Origin of the sequence: Bifidobacterium tibiigranuli (assembly GCF_022655035.1) — a bacterium.
Taxonomy (GTDB): Bacteria; Actinomycetota; Actinomycetes; order Actinomycetales; family Bifidobacteriaceae; genus Bifidobacterium; species Bifidobacterium tibiigranuli_A.
Genome location: NZ_JALCUA010000003.1, coordinates 86,621 through 103,952, shown reverse-complemented (window position 1 = coordinate 103,952; position 17,332 = coordinate 86,621). Strand labels below are relative to the sequence as shown.

11 protein-coding genes and 2 pseudogenes are annotated in these 17,332 nt (G+C 60.3%); 3 read left to right on the top strand and 10 right to left on the bottom strand.

Annotated elements, in window-relative coordinates; genetic code table 11:
* Positions 1 to 163: 163 nt before the first annotated feature.
* Together LKK40_RS04800 and LKK40_RS04795 are read left to right on the top strand one after the other, a co-directional pair.
* Positions 164 to 883 carry a LytR/AlgR family response regulator transcription factor gene (locus LKK40_RS04800; protein ID WP_304309639.1) on the top strand — a complete coding sequence of 240 codons (720 nt, stop codon included), beginning with the start codon at positions 164 to 166 and terminating at the stop codon, positions 881 to 883.
* A complete protein-coding gene (locus LKK40_RS04795; RefSeq protein ID WP_304309637.1) occupies positions 880 to 2,214 on the top strand; it encodes an ATP-binding protein in 1,335 nt (444 codons plus the stop codon). Before LKK40_RS04800 ends, LKK40_RS04795 begins: the two co-directional genes overlap by 4 nt.
* 192 nt (positions 2,215 to 2,406) lie before the next feature.
* Here LKK40_RS04795 and LKK40_RS04790 read toward each other — a convergent pair whose 3' ends face one another.
* The 10 genes and pseudogenes from LKK40_RS04790 to LKK40_RS04745 form a co-directional block, all read right to left on the bottom strand.
* Positions 2,407 to 3,033, bottom strand: coding sequence for a PTS cellobiose transporter subunit IIC (locus LKK40_RS04790; protein ID WP_304309636.1), 627 nt, complete (start codon positions 3,031 to 3,033; stop codon positions 2,407 to 2,409).
* Entirely contained in the window at positions 3,030 to 5,528 is a 2,499-nt protein-coding gene (locus tag LKK40_RS04785; RefSeq protein WP_304309635.1) for a glycoside hydrolase family 3 C-terminal domain-containing protein, read from the bottom strand. The genes LKK40_RS04790 and LKK40_RS04785 overlap by 4 nt, the downstream gene beginning before the upstream one ends.
* A gap of 413 nt (positions 5,529 to 5,941) precedes the next feature.
* Positions 5,942 to 8,872: pseudogene (locus tag LKK40_RS04780) on the bottom strand (glycoside hydrolase family 3 N-terminal domain-containing protein).
* 336 nt (positions 8,873 to 9,208) lie between these two features.
* The gene (locus LKK40_RS04775; RefSeq protein ID WP_304309633.1) at positions 9,209 to 10,246 is read right to left on the bottom strand and encodes a glycosyltransferase family 2 protein; all 1,038 of its coding nucleotides are present in this window, start codon (positions 10,244 to 10,246) and stop codon (positions 9,209 to 9,211) included.
* Positions 10,247 to 10,578: 332 nt separating this feature from the next.
* Positions 10,579 to 11,439, bottom strand: coding sequence for an aldo/keto reductase (locus LKK40_RS04770; RefSeq protein WP_304309632.1), 861 nt, complete (start codon positions 11,437 to 11,439; stop codon positions 10,579 to 10,581).
* Between the two features lie 109 nt (positions 11,440 to 11,548).
* Positions 11,549 to 12,148, bottom strand: coding sequence for a MerR family transcriptional regulator (locus tag LKK40_RS04765; protein WP_304309630.1), 600 nt, complete (start codon positions 12,146 to 12,148; stop codon positions 11,549 to 11,551).
* 109 nt (positions 12,149 to 12,257) lie between these two features.
* Entirely contained in the window at positions 12,258 to 13,145 is an 888-nt protein-coding gene (locus tag LKK40_RS04760) for an aldo/keto reductase (protein WP_304309628.1), read from the bottom strand.
* A gap of 142 nt (positions 13,146 to 13,287) precedes the next feature.
* Entirely contained in the window at positions 13,288 to 13,686 is a 399-nt protein-coding gene (locus tag LKK40_RS04755) for a cupin domain-containing protein (protein WP_304309626.1), read from the bottom strand.
* Positions 13,687 to 13,773: 87 nt separating this feature from the next.
* Positions 13,774 to 14,130, bottom strand: a complete 357-nt coding sequence (locus tag LKK40_RS04750; protein WP_304309624.1) for a carboxymuconolactone decarboxylase family protein — start codon at positions 14,128 to 14,130, stop codon at positions 13,774 to 13,776.
* 60 nt (positions 14,131 to 14,190) lie between these two features.
* Entirely contained in the window at positions 14,191 to 14,820 is a 630-nt protein-coding gene (locus tag LKK40_RS04745) for a hypothetical protein (RefSeq protein ID WP_304309622.1), read from the bottom strand.
* A gap of 887 nt (positions 14,821 to 15,707) precedes the next feature.
* On the opposite strand from LKK40_RS04745, the pseudogene LKK40_RS10755 reads away from it, so the two are divergent.
* Positions 15,708 to 16,544, top strand: a pseudogene (locus LKK40_RS10755) (serine/threonine-protein kinase); the annotation flags it as partial.
* Positions 16,545 to 17,332 lie beyond the last annotated feature (788 nt).

The window sequence follows — 17,332 nt, the reverse complement described above, 5'->3', positions numbered from 1 at the left end:
CGATACGGGGCACGGTGTGGCACTGGCACCGACACTGGCACTGAGGCACAATGCGGTACTGAGATACGCTGTGGTACTGATGTAAGGATGCCATGCGACACTGCGGCCCCGAACGGCACGTAGATTGTCATAAGTAGATTGTCATAACTACCGCGGAGGCGAAATGCGCGATATTCGAGTCGGCGTGGCCGAAGACGACCCGGCCGCCTGCCAGACGATACTTGACTATCTCAACCGCTATCAGCGCGAGGAAGGCGAGCGTTTCATCGTCTCGGCATTCGGCGACGGCTCCGAGCTCGTCAGCAGCTACACGCCGATCTACGACATCCTGCTGCTGGACATCGAAATGCCCGGTATGAACGGCTTGGACGCCGCGCGCGCCATTCGCCAGCAAGACAGCAATGTCGTGATAGTCTTCATCACCGCTGCCCCGCAGTACGCCATCAGCGGCTACGAGGTGCAGGCGCTGTCGTACCTGCTCAAACCCGTGCCGTGGTTCGCATTCAGTCAGGAGCTCAAGCGCTCGATCGCCACAGTGCGCAGCCACGGGAGCGGCTCGATGCTGGTCGAGGCCGGAGCCGACCGGATCAGGCTGGAACTCGCCGACATCCTGTACTGCGAATCCATCCGCCACACCATCATCATCCATACTGCGAGCCGTAAAATCTCGATATCCGGGACGCTCACGCAGCTTGAGGAGCGCCTGTCCGGCCAGCACTTCTTCCGCTCCAACTCCTGCTATCTGGTCAATCTGCGGCATGTGAGCGCGGTGGAGGGGCAGGATTGCGTCATGACCAATGGCGAGCGCCTGCGCGTAAGCCGGCCGCGCAAGAAGGCGTTCCTAACGACACTGACGGAGTATCTGGGCGGCGGACTGCGATGAGCGACACGATTACGAACGCCCTGCCCGATATTCCGCGGCTCTACACCGCCGTCTGCGAGTGGCTGGCCTGTGTGGTGTACCTTTCGATCATCTACCGGCGCGCCTCGCCGCCGCGCACCGCACTCGTGCCTGCGCTGGGGCTCCCTGCGATGGTGGCCGTGCAGTATCTGGCGGGCATACTGCCGCGGCTGCTGTGGGTGTTTGGCATGCTGCTGGCCTTCGCCGGCATGTACCTGATCATCGTGCTCGGCGGGCGAACCGGCAAGCGCGAGGGGCTCTACATCAATGCCCGGGCCTTCGTGCTGGCTGAGCTGGTCGCTTCGCTGCACTGGCAGCTGGCCACCTTCCTGCACATCGATATGCATGATGAGGACCGTCCGTGGATTTCGATCGGCATGCTGTTGGCGGTGTACGCGGTGTGCTTCGGCTTGGCGTGGGGGCTGGAACGCGGCAATTTCAGCCGCAGCAAGCCCACGGTTCCCGCCGCCTCCTCGACGGTGGCTACCGTAGCCATCACCATCGTCACCTTTGCGATGAGCAACCTGAGCTTCGTCTCCACGAACACGCCGTTCTCGGGCAGCGTGGGGCAGGAGGTCTTCTATATCCGCACGCTGGTGGACCTGTGCGGTTTCGCGATTCTCTACGCCCAGCAGGTGCAGTCGCGCCGGCTGACGACCAATGCCGAGCTGGCGTCCATCGACGCGCGGCTGGAAAGCCAGCATCAGGAGTATCTCAAGTCCAAGGAGAATCTGGAATCGATGGGGCGTCTGACTCACGATCTCAAGCACCAGATCGCCGTGCTGCGCGCGGAGGCTTCGCATAGTGCCGACCCGAGCAGCCTCAACGAGGGCTTCGCACAGCTTGAGGCCTCAGTGCAGGAATACAGCGCACAGCAGCATTCCGGCAACCCAGTGCTCGACGTGATTCTGACCTCGAAGTCGCGCACCTGCGTGCAGCGCGGCATCACCTTCACCGCAGTGGCCGACGGCAAATTGCTGGATTCCATGTCCTCGATGGACATCGCAACGCTGTTCGGCAACGCCATCGACAATGCGATCGAAGCCACGTCGCGACTCGATGACCTGCAGCAGCGGCTGATCAGGCTCGCGCTCTACGCGCAGAACCGCTTCACTGTGCTTCGCATCGAGAACTACTACGATTCCGCGCTGCGCAAGGATGCCGACGGCAACCTGCGCACGACCAAAGGCGAGCACCGCGGTCACGGGTTCGGCGTGAAATCCATCCAGCACGTTGCGCGCCAGTACGGCGGCGAGGTGTCGATACAAGCCAAGGACCACTGGTTTACGCTCACGGTGCTGCTGCCGCAGTAATCGACTCACACTTTTTCAAGCGTGGTCAAAAAGTGTGAGCCAATCGCACATGGAAGATGTTAACTTCTTGCCATACATATGACAGAATTTCAACATTGCTTATGCATTGCCTATGATGCGGAGCCGAACACGAATTGTGCGTTTGGCTCACACTTTTTCTGGCAGCGCCAAAAAGTGTGAACTGGGCCCGCCTTACTTCTTCGGCATAATCCAGAATTTGAGCAGCGGATAGCTCACAATCACCGCCAGCAGCGTGTTGACCACCGAGGCAACGGTCGCGGCGACGCCCGAATTCATGCCCCAGCCGATGCACAGCGAGGTCACGTAACCCGGCAGCACCAGATTCACCACGACGATGAGCACCGCGAGCATGGCGTATTTCCAAGCGGCATCGGCGAAGCTGGAATCGGATTTGAACACCCATTTCATCTGCACGATGAAGTTCACGATCTGCGCGAGCACCTCGGCAAGCAGGAAGGTCAGGAATCCGCCTAGGCCGTGCGAGCCCGCGGAGGTGTAGTTGAAGATGAGGAAGCCGAAGGGCGCGGTCAGTCCCATCGCGGAGACGAAGACTGCCGTGCCGACCCATGCCACCACGAAGCGCGTGATCGTTGAAATGTTCGAGAGGACATTGAACAGAATGAACTCCCAGATATTCGGATGAGCGTCAATCCACGCGCGAATCGCGCCGCCGCGCTTCGGGGTGGCACGCTTCGGAGTGGAGTCAGTCTGCGTTTCGCTCGCCACACTGCTGTTGCCTTCATCGGCGAGGACTGCGGATGGTGCTTGCTCCGCTTCCTTGCTTGTCGTGTCCCTCATGATCTCAGCTCCTTCGCTAGACGGTTGTTGGCGCGGCGGTTGCGGAAGAATCCCGCGATGAAGGCGCCGGCTCCTCGCAACGTGTGCCCGTTGGCTATGCGCACGACGGCGTCGACCATCGCGGAGTCGACCATGCCTTGCGTCATCTTGCTCATCGCGCGCGGCGGCATGTTGAGGATGAAAAGCACGTTGAGATCGGGTGCGCCCGTTTTCTCGCGAATCTTCGCCTCGCGTTTGATCAGCGTCCGCGCTATGGTGCGAGCCGCAAAGCCTTTGGAATCCTTCCATGAGGAGATCGGGTCATTGACGCCGAACACGCTCGGAGCGCCTGAGAGGATCATCTCATGCCCGAAGAGCGCAGCCACTTCGGCATCGGTAACATGCTTGACGTCGCCGGTCAGGTAATGGCCGAGGGCGCGGTCGGAGGGCACTGTATCAGTTGGCACGGTTTGCTTGTCGTCACCGGTCACGGTGAATGGGGCCGTGAGCGGCAGATCTTCGACATTCGTGCCGACCATCAGCATCCACTGCCCGGATTGCGTGCGCCAGGCTCCGGCGGCAACATCGTAATGCCGGAAGGTATAGCGGTCGAAGGCGATGTGCACGACCTTGCTTTCGTGAGCGCCAAGGCGGATTTTCCTAAAGCCTTTGAGTTCACGGGCGGGCCGCAGCACGCCGCCTTCGGGCCCAGCAGGACCGGCAACGTAGAGCTGCGCGACGGTCGCACCGGGGATGTCGGAATCGTTGGTCACCACGAAGCTCACGCCGCGCCCGTCCGCACCGTACCCATCAACGCTGTGCTCGTCAATGCTGTGCCCATCAAAACTCAGGCCGGAGTAAGTGAAATCGCTGTAGCTCAGTCCGTAGCCGAAGGGGAAGCGGACCGGGACGTGCGCGGTTTCGTAATAGCGATAGCCGACGAAGGGGCCCTCGCGGTAAATCACGTCGCGGCCAGTCTCGGGGTACCACCCAGCGCTCGGGCAGTCGTTGTAGCGCAGCGGCCACGTCTCCGCCAGATGCCCGGACGGATTGACCGCGCCGGTGAGCACTCGCACAGCGGCCGAGGCCCCGGCCTGGCCAGAAAGCCCGACATACAGCACCGCGTTGATGCCGTCGTCAAGCCACGGCAGCTCAACCGGCGAACCGGCGACGAGCACGACGATAATCGGCTTGCCTGCGGTTTTCAGCGCAGCGATAAGCTCGTTCTGCGCCTGCGGCATGTCCATGGTGGCGCGGTCCAACCCCTCCGATTCGCTGCGTTCATCGAGCCCGACGACCGCAATGACGGCATCCACATCGACCCGGCCAGCCAGCGCAACGGCATCGTTGACAAGCGCAGGATTGTGCGCTCCCTGCCGCTCGTAGCCTTGCCGATAACCGGCCACGGTGACGCCTGCGCACGCCTTGAGCTCGTCGAGCAGATTCTCCTCGCGCGTGGCGTTGACCTTGGACGAGCCGGAACCCTGAAACCTCGGCGTGCAAGCCATGTCGCCGATAACAGCCAAACGGACTCCGGGCTGCAGCGGCAGCACGGCGTCGTTCTTGAGCAGCACCAAGGAGTTCTCGGCGACAGTGCGGGCCACGTCGTGGTGTGCAGCGGCGATATCATCGCGCAGCAGATCGTCGCGCCCGACACCCTCAAAATGGGTCAGCTGCGCAATCTTGGCGACCTCGGCCGCACGCGCGTTGAGATCGGTTTCAGGCAGCTCGCCGGCTTTCACAGCGGCAATCAGCTCGCGTACAGAGGTATAGCCGGGCGATGGCATTTCCAGCGAACCGCCCGCTTTCGCTGCGGCAACAGCCGAATTGGAGCCGCCCCAATCCGAAACCACCATGCCGTCGAAGCCCCACTCATCGCGCAGAATATCCTGCAGCAGGTGCCTGTTCTCATGCGCGTACACGCCGTTGATCTGATTGTAGGAAGTCATGATGGCGTGCGGCGCGGCCTCGCGCACCGCGATTTCGAAGGCCGTCAGATACAGCTCACGCATCGTGCGCTCGTCAATCACCGAATTGGACGCCTGTCTGCGCAGCTCCTGGCTGTTGACCGCGAAATGCTTCGGACAGGCCGAGATGCCATTGCTCTGGATGCCCTTGATCAGCCCGGACGCCATGCGCCCAGCCACCTGCGGATCCTCGGAATAGTATTCGAAATTGCGGCCGCACAAGGGGTTGCGCTTGATGTTCATGCCCGGACCAAGTAGCACATTCACATCGAGGTCATGCGCTTCGCGCCCCAAGGCACGGCCCATCTCCTCGGCTAGATCAGGATCCCAGGAATTGGCCACGGTCCCGGCCGTGGGGAAGCAGGTCGCCGGCTTCGAAGCCCCAAGCCCGAGGTGATCGCCCTCGCCGAGCTGACGCCGCACCCCATGCGGCCCGTCGCTCATAACAAAACTCGGCACCCCAGCCCGCTCATTGCCGCGCGAATCCCACTCCGAGCCGCCCGACAGCAGCGTCGCCCGCTCCTCAACTGAAAGCTTCTCGAGATTCATTGCTCCTCCTTCGCGTTCCTGTCTGCAATCGTCCAGCAGCGCCGCCGATACGACCGCACTCCCGCACAACCTGTCCGTTCGCCCGCACAATCGGTCGCGCAATCGGTTATTGGTTCCGTTCGCAGCCTGTGTACAATTTCGACTGCGCAATTTTCCGGGCTACGCAATTCCGGGCTACGCAATTCTGAACTCTGCAATTTTTGAACTCTGCAATTTTGAACAGATTGGCCATTTTGAACTCTGCAATTTTGAACAAAATCGCTATTTTGAACTCTGTCATTTTTGACATTATGGACTGTCAGGTGTTGAACTGCTTGGCTTCCCGCCTCCCTAGGCAGAAGTTAGGAAACCAAGCAGTTCAAGTGCTGGACGATACCGGTGAATAGCGCATCCATCCAGTGCGTTAGCGGATATCAGACCTCGGCAGAAGCAGAGGTTTCAGCAGGCACACCAGTCTCAGCCGACTCGGCGGTCTTCCGACGCTTGAGGAATCGAGAAATCGCCAAGTACTCGAATCCAAGCACCAGCAGCGCAGTGATGCCCCACAGCACGTAGAGCGCGGTGCGCCATACCGGCGTGGCCACCTTCGGCTCGCCGTTGGCGTACTGCCAGCCGTTCACTGTCGTGTACAGGATGTTCTTCGAGGCTTGACGCATCGCAAGCAGCGAGGTCGCAGACTTGTCCTTCACATGATTGGTGATATCGGTGGTGGCAAGCATCGAATCATTGCCGTTGCGAATCTCCTGATCGCCGTTCTGGTAGCCGTAGCCGGCGAAATAATCGGTGAGCACGAAACCACGGAAGCCCCACTCATTACGCAGCACGTTCTTGAGCAACGCTGGATTGGCTCCAGAGTAGACCGGCCCGATGTAGTTGAAGGAGCTCATGACGGCACTCGCGCCGCCTTCCTTCACACTCATCTCGAAGGGCTTGAGGTAGGTTTCGCGGATGGCCTGCTCATTGGACCAGGTCAGCAGCATCTCGGTTCGGTTCGTTTCCTGATCGTTCATTGCGAAATGCTTCATGAACGAGTAGACGCCCTTCTCCTTGGCTCCCGCTATCTGACTCGACGCCATTACGCCCGAAAGCAGCGGATCTTCGGAGAAGTATTCGAAGGTGCGACCTGAGAAGGCGTTGCGGTGGATGTTCTGCGCTGGGGCATACCAGCCGGCCACATGCATATCGTGAGCCATCTGCCCAATCATCTCGCCGAACTGCTTGGCCAGATCCCGGTTCCACGTGCAAGCAAACGCCGTGGAGGCAGGGAAGCCAATCGAGCCAACGCCGGTGAAGTTGTTGTTCAGCGAGGCGGGGCCGTCTGCATCGGTGAGCTGCACCTTGCCGATGGACTTGACGGCTTGAGTGCCGTAGCCGCCCATAGCGATCAGCGTATCCATATCCTTGAAGGTCAGCTGGTCGAGCAGCTTGCTCCACTGCGGGTCGTCATAGCTTTTGCCATGCATGTCGGCGAGCCTGATGCCATTCTTAGCTCCGGTCGTCGGCATCGCATCCGAGGACTTGTTGTGATCGGCGACCTTGTAGTTGCCGTTGTTCGTGAACTCTGCCTTGGCCTTGTCGCTCATGTTGAAGTTGGTCGGAGCAGCCGTCGCAGTTGCTTAGTTGGCGAAATGCCCGGCACGGGACAGATAATCAACGTCTCCTTGTGCATTGTCGAACTCGTTGGTCGCAGGTATCTTGTCACCGTTGTGCGTGTTGTCTTTGGTGTTGTACGTGATGGTGTCGGCAACCGTCACCGTCTTGGAATCAAGTACCGTGTGCGAATCGGACTGGATGGAAACGCCGTAATCGCCCTTTTCAAGCACCCATGCCTTCGCGCCCTTCTGGTCGTAGGATGCCATGTCGCTGTCCTTGAAAGCGACGGATAGGCTCTGCGACTCGCCGGGTTTGAGCTCTTTAGTCTTCTCGAAGGTCACGAGGTTGGTCGCAGCCTTCTCAATGCCGCCATCGGTATACGGCGGGTCATAGTAGACTTCGACGACGTCCTTGCCAGCAGACTTGCCGGTGTTGGTAACGGTCACATCGAAGGAGACCTTGCCATTGCCATGGGTGATATCGCCCATTTTCTGCTCGAAACTGGTGTAGCTCAACCCGTAGCCGAAGGGATAGAGGACGGTGTCCGCATAGTTGATCAACCCCTCTTTTGCTGCGGTCTCATAGAACTTGTACCCCACGTAGATGCCTTCGGAGTAGTTCACGAAGGTAGGCGTGACGTTGGTGGTCTTGCCGGTGAAGCCGGTGACGGATTGCGCGAACTCGTCCGCGTTCTTGTAGGCGAAGTATCCGAAGTTGTTGTAGCTGACCGACTTCTTGAGATTCTTGATGAAGGTGTCTGAGGTCTTTCCCGAAGGATTGACGCTGCCAGCGAGCACGCCGCCCAGCGAGGTGAAGCCGGTCTGGCCGGCCGGAGGGCACCACAGCACGGAGCGAATCTGCGGATAGGAATTGACGAAGTCGAGCTGGAAGGTGTTCGCGCCGTTGTACACCAGCGTTACCTTGTTGAAGTTCTTCGTGACCAGGTTGAGCATGTCCTTCTCGGTCTGGCTGAGCTGCAGGAAGTGCTCACCATCCTGGAAATCGGGGTAATCCTTGGAATTGTCGTGGTAGGTGATGCCCTTGGCCCTCATATTCTCGGGCAGATCGGCACCCTCGCCGCCCACGCGGGTGATGACGACGACCGCCTCATTCGAATAGTCCTTGGCGGACTGCATCAGAGAGTCGCTGTACTGTGCGGCAGGAACCTCGGGCAAAGTCCAGTCCTGAGCGAACATGCCCACCACCGGGCGGTCCTTGCGATAGTCGGTGTAGAGCTTAGTCAGGCTTGGATTGGCTTGGAAACCGCTCTCCTTGAGGCCATCGAGCAGCGAAGTCGTCTTGTACTGCTCCGACATCGAGCCTGAGCCGGTGCCACCATACACGGGGTTCGTGGAACCCCAGCCGAAGACGTTGACCTTCTTGTTTGCCAGCGGAAGATTGGCGTCGTCGTTCTTCAGCATCGTGACCGCTTCGGTCTGCACGTCCTTGGCCAGCGTGTTCGCCTTGGCAACCGTGCTTTGCGAGAGCTGGTATTTAGTAATCGTCGCATTATTGAGCAGCGTCGACATCGGGCCAGTCAGCATCATGGAAAATGCCGCGACGATGCCGATAAGCGCCACGATCCACGACTGGGCATGAATCATCTTGCGAGCACCGACGGATTGCACCGTCTTCTTGTTGACCGCGATGGTGATGATGATTGCCAACAGCAGCAATACCCCGGCAGCCACCAGATACGGTATCAACGACCGCAGCACTGCCACGACGTCAGCCATATTGATCGACAGCATAGTTGAGCCTCCTTGTTCTTCTATGACCAGCGGCACCTCATTATGCCGTTGTGTTCATGTACCTACCTATTGTGGCTGGACCCGTGCAGGCAGATGTCGTCTCATTCACAAACTGCTCAATTGCTCACATAATCTGTTGTGAGGTTTGCGGCATTGGTTTTGGACGGTATTGGGCTGGGTGTTGAGCCGGGATATAGGCCTGAGGTATCGGTCGCTAGCCAGCATCAAGCCTAGGCACGCGGGCTATGGCATCATTCACGACAAATGCTGCTAGTAATTTGGCACAAATGATGCAGTCAACGCGCCCGGCACAAGCCAGCCCGCACGCGCTGCCGCTTAGTTGAAGCCGACGATGCGCTCGGCCACGCGGTAGCCTTGACGGACGATGAAGCGACCGGTTTTGCCGGGCAGGTTGATGGCGCGGGAGACGACTTTGTGGCGCACGTCGTGGCCGATGGCTGGCGACATCGTGTCGATGCGCTGCCAGAGCCGAGTCTTGGCCGCATAGTTGCGCGAGTCCCGCGAAAGAATCAGGAAAGCGCTGGTGACGACGCTGTTGATCGACAAGAAGTGAATCATGTAGCGATACAGGCCCTCGGGCACCATATCCGGCTCGGGCGTGGCTTCGGCCATCGCACGGTTGACCAGCTGCAGCTGATCGACGCGGCGAATCATCACGTCGGTCTGCACGGACTGACCGCTGCGGCCGATGAAATAATGGTAGAACGGCACATCGAGGTACATCAGCGTCCGCACCTGCGGGAAAGGCTGATAGGAGTAAATGAAATCGACGTAGAACGTGTGCTCCGGAAGCCGCAGCCCCGAGCGGCGCAAGACGTCCGTGCGGTAGGTGATCGAGTGCATGATCAAGTATTGCGAGACGCCGAAACGGCCCAAGTCGTCCCACGTAAGCCTTGCGTTGGGCTGCATCACATTGTCGAAGCGCACGACGTGCTTGTGCCGCTTGCCGACCTTGTCGTACACGTAGTCGGTGATGAGCAGATCGACGGGATCCTCGCTGCCCTGCTGCCCGCGCAGCACCTCAAGCACGCGTTCCAAGGCGTCCGCCCCCACCCAGTCGTCCGCGTCCACGACTTTGACGTATGCTCCGCGAGCATGCGTAACGCCGGTGTTGACTGCGCCGCCGTGGCCCTTGTTGGGTTGGTGTATCGCGCATACGATGCCAGGCATCTTCGCGGCCCAGGCATCTGCGAGCTGGGCCGTGGCGTCACTCGAGCCATCGTCGACGATGATGACCTCGATGTCGTCAACCGACTGCGCGGCGACCAGCGAGCCGACGCAGCGGTCCAGATATTCGTCCATATTGAACGCCGGCACAATGAAGCTGATTGTCTTGCGCGTGCTCTGCCGCATACTCTCCCCGGTCGCTATGCCATCCTGAACGTTCTCGGACCGTCTCGCCGCGCTGGGCGCCGACGTGTTGCCCGAGGTCTGTCTAGATCCGGCGGATGCAAAGCCCGGCTGAAACCCCCGTCCTCTGCGTCGCCCCGTTTCCGGGACTCGGTATGAGACGTGTTGCTGCAACACTCGGCCCGGCTCTGTCTGCCTGTCCGCTTGCTAAGATAGCACTCCCACCTTGGCTAGCGACCCTGAACATCCCTGATTTGCACCCTGAGGCACATGACCTGCACAAAACGGCGGGTGCGCGTGCTGCCGACGGCCAGCACCTAAACCGCCGAAACCGCTTACTTGCCGCTGAACACGGGGAATGCGGCGTCCTCGCCGTAGTCCTTGGCATCGAGGGCTTTGAGCGCGTCCATGTCGTCGCCGCTGATCGCGAAGTCGACCTGGGCATTGGCGCGCATGTGCTCCGGATTCGCAGTCTTGGGCAGCGATTGGGTGCCGAGCTGCAGCGTATAGCGGATGCACAGCTGCGGGACGCTCACGCCGTACCGTTCGGCCATTGCGGCGAGCTGCGGATTGTGCAGAATCGCGCCATGCGCAATCGGCGAGTATGCCTGCACGAGAATATTGCGCGACTGGCAGTGGCCAATCAGATCCAATGGCGTGTTGCCCGCGTGGGCCAGCACTTGATTGACCTGCGGAGTGATAGTGGCGGTTGCGAAGATGCTTTCCAAGTCCGCCTCGGTGAAGTTCGCGACGCCGATTGCTCGCAGCTTGCCGGCCGTATAGGCGTCTTCGAGAGCTCGCCAAGCCGCGCGGTTGCCTTCGGCGTAGTCGCCGCCGCGGAAGTCATTCCACGGCTGCGGCGCATGGATGAGCATGAGGTCGAAGTAGTCCAGTCCGGCCTTGCGCAGCGACTCGTCGATGGCCGCAGCAGCACCGTTGTAGTCCTTGATTTCCGCCGCAAGCTTCGTGGAGACGAAGATGTCCTTGCGATCCACGCCGCAAGTGCGGATGCCCTCGCCCACGCCGCGCTCGTTGCCATAGGCCTCGGCGGTGTCGATGTTGCGATAGCCGATCGCAACCGCGTCGCGCACCGCCTGCGCCGCCTTGTCGTCATCGATAAGCCATGTTCCCAGGCCAAGCTTGGGGATGGTGACACCGTTGGACAGCGTGTAGCTTTCGTTCAGCATGTTCGACATTATGTTTGCTCCTTGTAATTGATAGGTGTTCTGATGAACTGGTTGAATGGATTGGTTGAATGCGCTCAATGCACGCTCAATACGATGCAGTCGGTCGATTTGATGTGAGTCATTCCACCTGGGTCGTTGCGCTACCCCGCTGCCGCAATGCGCCGATTTTCGCCGACGCCTCGCTGCCGATGCGTGCTGCCTGATCGGCGTCACCTGCCTTGACCGCCTGCCAGTAGCGGATTTTGAGGGCAACGTACTCTGAACGAACCGCAAGAAATCGCCGTTCCTCGTCAAGCTTTTTCTGCTGCCCACGAAGCAGCTCAATTTCACGTTCCGCGCCCTCGTCGCCGTTTGACCGGTTCGCCATGTAATCGCGCATCTGCGTCAACGACATGCCTGTGGCGCTCAGGCACGCGATAGTCGACAACGCTTGCAGATTATCGTCAGTGTAGGCACGATGCCCAGAGCTCGGGTCGCGTGCGATGAGCGGAATGAGGCCGATTTGCTCGTAATAGCGCAGCGTGCTTTCCGGCAGCCCGGAATACGCCGAGGCCTCGCGGATGGAGTGCCAGCGCGTGAAGCGGGCATCTCCTGATGCCTGCGTCGTAGGGCAATGTGCGTCTGCCGGGCAAATCGCATCGGCAGGCTTGCCGCCCGCGCTGCTCTTAGCTGTTTTCTCAGCGGCGTGCGCGTCAGTGCCCTCATCAGTCATGGTCATACCGTGAAGCGTATTGACTTCAAGTACTTGAAGTCAATCGGAGGTCAGCCGACAGAGGAGGCGCAGCACCAAGTAAGGCCGAACGAAACAGCTTTCATGCGGCTTCCTCCTACCAACTCTTCTTTTCTGATGCGCTGTCGTGGTTGCGCTTGCGCTCCTCGACCATGCGTGCGAACCATTCGACCATCGCCGGGTCACGGTGGTCGAAGAACTGGCTCGTCTTGGTGTCGAGCGCGGCAATCGCCGCCATGTCCTCGTCATTGAGCGCAAAATCAAACACGTCGATGTTCTCCTGCATGCGTTCGCGGTGCGTGGACTTGGGGAGCACGACCACGCCGCGCTGTATGTTCCAGCGCAGCATCACCTGCGCCGGGCTTTTGCCATACTTGGCACCGATTTTCGTGAGCGTCTCATTTTCGAACAGTCCGCCGCGCCCCTCGCCGAACGGCGCCCACGCCTCAAGCCGGATGCCGTACTTGCCGGCCCACTCAAGCAGCTCGCTCTGCTGGTTGAGCGGATTGGTCTCCATCTGGTTGACCATCGGGACGATGCGATTGAAGTTCGCGAACTCCACCATACGATCTGCATAGAAGTTCGAGATGCCGATCGCGCGAATCCGGCCTGCGTCATACAGGTCCTCCAGCGCACGCCACGCCCCGTAGGCATCGGAAAACGGCTGGTGCAGCAGCATCAAATCGAGGTAGTCCGTGCCCAGTTTGCGCATGGACTCCTCCACCGACGCTTTCGCGGCATCGTAGCCATAATGCTCAAGCCAGACCTTGCTCGTCAGGAAGATGTCCTCGCGCCGCACGCCCGACTTGGCAATCGCCGCGCCGACCTGCTCCTCGTTGAAATAGCTTTGCGCCGTATCGATCAGCCGATAGCCGCAATCCAGCGCATCCAGCACGCAGCGCTCGCACTCCTCCTGCGTCACCTGATACACGCCGTAGCCCAGCACCGGCATCTCCACGCCATTGCGTAGCGTTACCGTTTCCATAGTTGCTCCTTTATTTCGTGCCCTTTTATCTGTAATCCCGTATCTGCAATCCTGCGTGATTGTGTGCGTTTGCCCTTGCCGATCGCTGCGGCGAGGCGACACGATGCGGCCCAACTGGTCTCAGCTTGCCCCGCAGCAGTTCCTACCGAAGCTCGGCGTATGCCTTGGCGTCGACCGGTTCGAGCCATTCGTTCCACGCGCCTTCCTGCGGGGCCATGATGGCGATATGCGCGAAGGGCTCGTCAGCGCATGCACCATGCCAATGCTTTGTTTCCGGCGGGATGTAGGCCGTTTCGCCGGGTTTGAGCTCGCGTGCCGGCTGGCCCTCGAGCTGGTACCAGCCGCGGCCGCCCACTGCCAGCAGAATCTGGCAGGATTTGTGGTGAATGTGCCAATGATTGGTGCAGCCCGGTTCGAAGGTCACGTTGCTCACCTGCACGGTGCTGTCGGATGCGAGCGGCGCCAGATAGCTCTGCCCGTCAAAATACTGGGCGTATGCGTTGTTCGGCTCGCCGATGGGGAATACGCTGGGATTGTTCATAATGGTTCCTTTGTGTGGGTTGTCGTCTGGTTGCGTCTGGTTGCCGTGTTGGTTGAGCTCTGCGCATGCGTTGCGGAAAACTCAGCCCTATTCAGCCCCGCTGGTCTCACCGCCCGGCTCTTCCGGCTCGCCCCAGACCTCTTTGGCCCGGTTGAACGCCGACCAGGCCTTGGGCCAGCCGGTGTAGAACGCCAGCTGCGTGATCTCCTCCACGATTTCCTCGCGCGTGATGCCGTTGCCTTTGCCGATGCGTAAGTGGTCGCCAAGCTGCTCGGTGTTGCCTGTGCTGATAAGCGCGGCAATCGTGATCAGCGAGCGGTCGTGCGCCGACATTTCATTCTCGCGGCTCCACACTTCGCCGAAGAGCACATCATCATTGAACGTCGCGAATTGCGGTGCGAATGCGCCCAATCGCTCACGCCCTGCCGTCTGTTTCTTAGCCATGTCAACATCCTTCCGCCGCGAAGCCGGCCTATCCGGCCCGATAGCCCCGAGACTACGACTTCAAGCCCGCTCGAAGTCAAATGCAGCAGGTCCGGCCGCTGATGCAGCCATTCGCGCATCGACACCAAGCCTCGGCACGCCCGCCTGCTCAAGTTTGGCGATTAGCCCGACTCGCTTGCTTACCTCGTCGAAATCCGTCCTGATAATCGTGTGCACACCTGCGCGCCGCAATGCTGCCTCCCGCTCGCGCTCATCGTGTACAACCCACCGTATGCTGCGCCCTTGCGTCATTTGCGTATCGGAATATTTGCCCGCGCCGTCGTATTCCAGCACGATGATGCGGCCGTCGGGCAGATACCACACGAAATCGACGCGGTATATGACTGACGGATTACGCGGGTCAACGAACTCCTGCTGCAGCTGCGGTGCCGGGAACCCCTCCTCGATAGTCACCGCTCGGCAAAATGACTCGCCGCCGTTCTCACTCAAGGGATCGGCATAGCGCAGCAGCATGTCCATCTCAGCCGCATCCACGATTTTCCTGTTCATAACCTGACCGCACGCCGCCGCAACCGCGTCCTTCTTCGTCAGTCCTTGCCGCAGCGCGGAATCGACCATGGGCATCGCATGCACGAACGGATAGCGAGCCGCACAATGCACCAGCGTCTGCGCAGGAGAGGTGACCAGCACATTCTCACACCGATACGGTCTGACGACGGGGTCATGGATACATCTCAATTTCGGATGACGGTTTGTGTTGACTGAGTGCGGTGCAGCAATATAGACAAACCCGGCGCGATGGAGCGACCACGAGTGCTCAAGTCCAAGGACGGCTGCAGCGCTTATGCCAGCGAATACCCAGTCAGGATGCAGGAGAGCCAAGGCTCGTACAAGATGCACAGAACGCTGTGTGGGGTTAAGCGTGCGCGCATGCTCCGTCCGCGCATATACATTGCGATATATGCAGAGCAATTCCCCTGCATGCACGCGGCGCATCATGGCCCTGCGCTCTGCCGGGGTAGCCCCTGAGAAGAATCGGCCCTGCGACTCCGCCCGAGCAATAATCTTTTCAACCACATCATGACGTCTCATACCATGACGCTATCCAAAACCGCCATCGCAGCATATGAAATCACGGCAATGTGGTCGAAGGGTTGGTCTCTCGGCGTGTTGTGGATAAGTACCGGTGCGTTATGCCCCTTTTGTGACGCTAGACCGGGGGTTTGCGTCACGAAAGGGGCATTATCTTTGACGCAGTGCCCCATTTGTGACGCTTAACTCAAATTAGCGTCACGAAAGGGGCAGTCGGTATGGAGCAGTGCCCCTTTTGTGACGCTAAGGGCAGGAGTGAGCGAGCTCAGATGGGGCACGCAACCCTAGGAGGCGTTGCGAGTGCAGCCCGAGCGCGAGATCGTTGAGCGCGACCTCTGGCTAGGATGGGAGGCATGAGCGATCTGAACGCGATGAATCTGGAGCCTGGCGAGGTTGTGGGCGGCTACGAGCTGGTCTCGCGGCTGGGCGGCGGTGCCATGGGGTCTGTCTGGCGGGTGAGCGACGGGGGCGGGCAGACCTATGCGATGAAGATACTGCGCGACTCGTTTGCCGAGGAGGGTCCGGACGACGGGATGGGAGTCGGGCCGGGCGATGATGGAATAGGCAACGGCGGCAATCAGACAGCCAATGGCAACGGCTATGGCTCCGACGACGGCAGGCAAGGGCGCGAGCGCGACCAGCTCACGGCCCGCGAGCGCCTGCGCCGCGAGGCGATGGCGCTGCAGAAGGTGCGGCATCCGGGTGTGTGCAGCATCGTGGATATGGAGCTTGACGATTCGCTGGCCTTCATCGTCACCGAGTTGATCGAGGGCAAGAATCTGCGTCAGGATGTCGACGCGAACGGCCGGTATACCGGCGACGATCTGGAACGATTGGCGCGCAAGCTCATTGACGCGGTCAAGGCAGTGCATGCCGCAGGCATCGTGCACCGCGACATCAAGCCGACCAATGTGATGATCTCGGCGAGCGGGCCGGTGCTGGTGGATTTCGGCATCGCGATGGGGGAGGGCGAAAGCCATGTGACCCGCACCGGGCTGGTGATGGGCACGCCCGGATTCATCGCTCCGGAAATCATCGACGGCGCGGAATCCGACGAGGCCACCGACTGGTGGTCGCTTGCCTCGGTGCTGGCGTTCTCGGCTACCGGTCACCCGGTGTTCGGCACGAAGCCGATGATGGCCGTGCTGGAACGCGAGGCCTCCGGCAATGCCAATCTCACCGGGCTGCCAGCGGGCACGATGGCCGCCCTGCGCACGGCGCTGAACCCGAATCCGCGCAGACGCAATTCGCCGGATGAGCTGCTGCGCGCAATCTCGCTTGATGCACTCAATCCCTTCGCGTGGGAGGATGCGCAGGCTGGCTCGGCTGGCTTGAACGGGCAGAACGGCTTGAACAGCCAGACCGCCGACTCGACCAATCAGCTCGCCCCGAACGGCGGCAATTCACAGGGGCAGCAAGGACTGCAAGGGCACGAGCCACAGGGAAACGGGGCGATGCGCCCTTTTGAGTCCGGCGATTTCGGCCCGGAGGCCGAAACTCGCGCCATGCCGTCGCTGACCGTCAATCCGGACAATCCACGCTCGCTGTGGCCCCGTGACGACGCCGGGACGCAACTGCTGCCGCATACTGACACGCCAACTGCAAGCCGCAGCAATGCAGCGCCGACGATGCTGGTGCCTGCGAATCAGGACGGCGAAACACGTACCGTGCCGACGTCGCTGCAGCAATCTGCAGCAGCGCCCACAGTCTCTCTGCGGCAAGACGGCACGACACCTTTCGCACGCATACCCAATCCGCAGGGCGAGGAAACCGTCAATCTGCGCGCTGCAAGCCGCAGCAATCCGGATAACGCCGATGCCGCTATGCCTACGACGGCAATCGACCCTGCTACACGTCCGGCGTTGCAACGCCTGGCGGGTCGCTCGACCGCCTTCGCAGCACCTGATGAAGCAGCCACGCAGTTCGTGTCATCAGATACCACGTTCATCAATTCGCAGACCGCAGCGCCATCAATCGCTACATCATCGGCCACTATGCCGTTGACGGTCCCGCTGACACCGTCTGCCGCAACATATCCGAACGATGCGGATGCACAGGCATTCGCCCCAACTTCAGTCCTCCCTACATCAACACCAGCTCCCACGCCAGA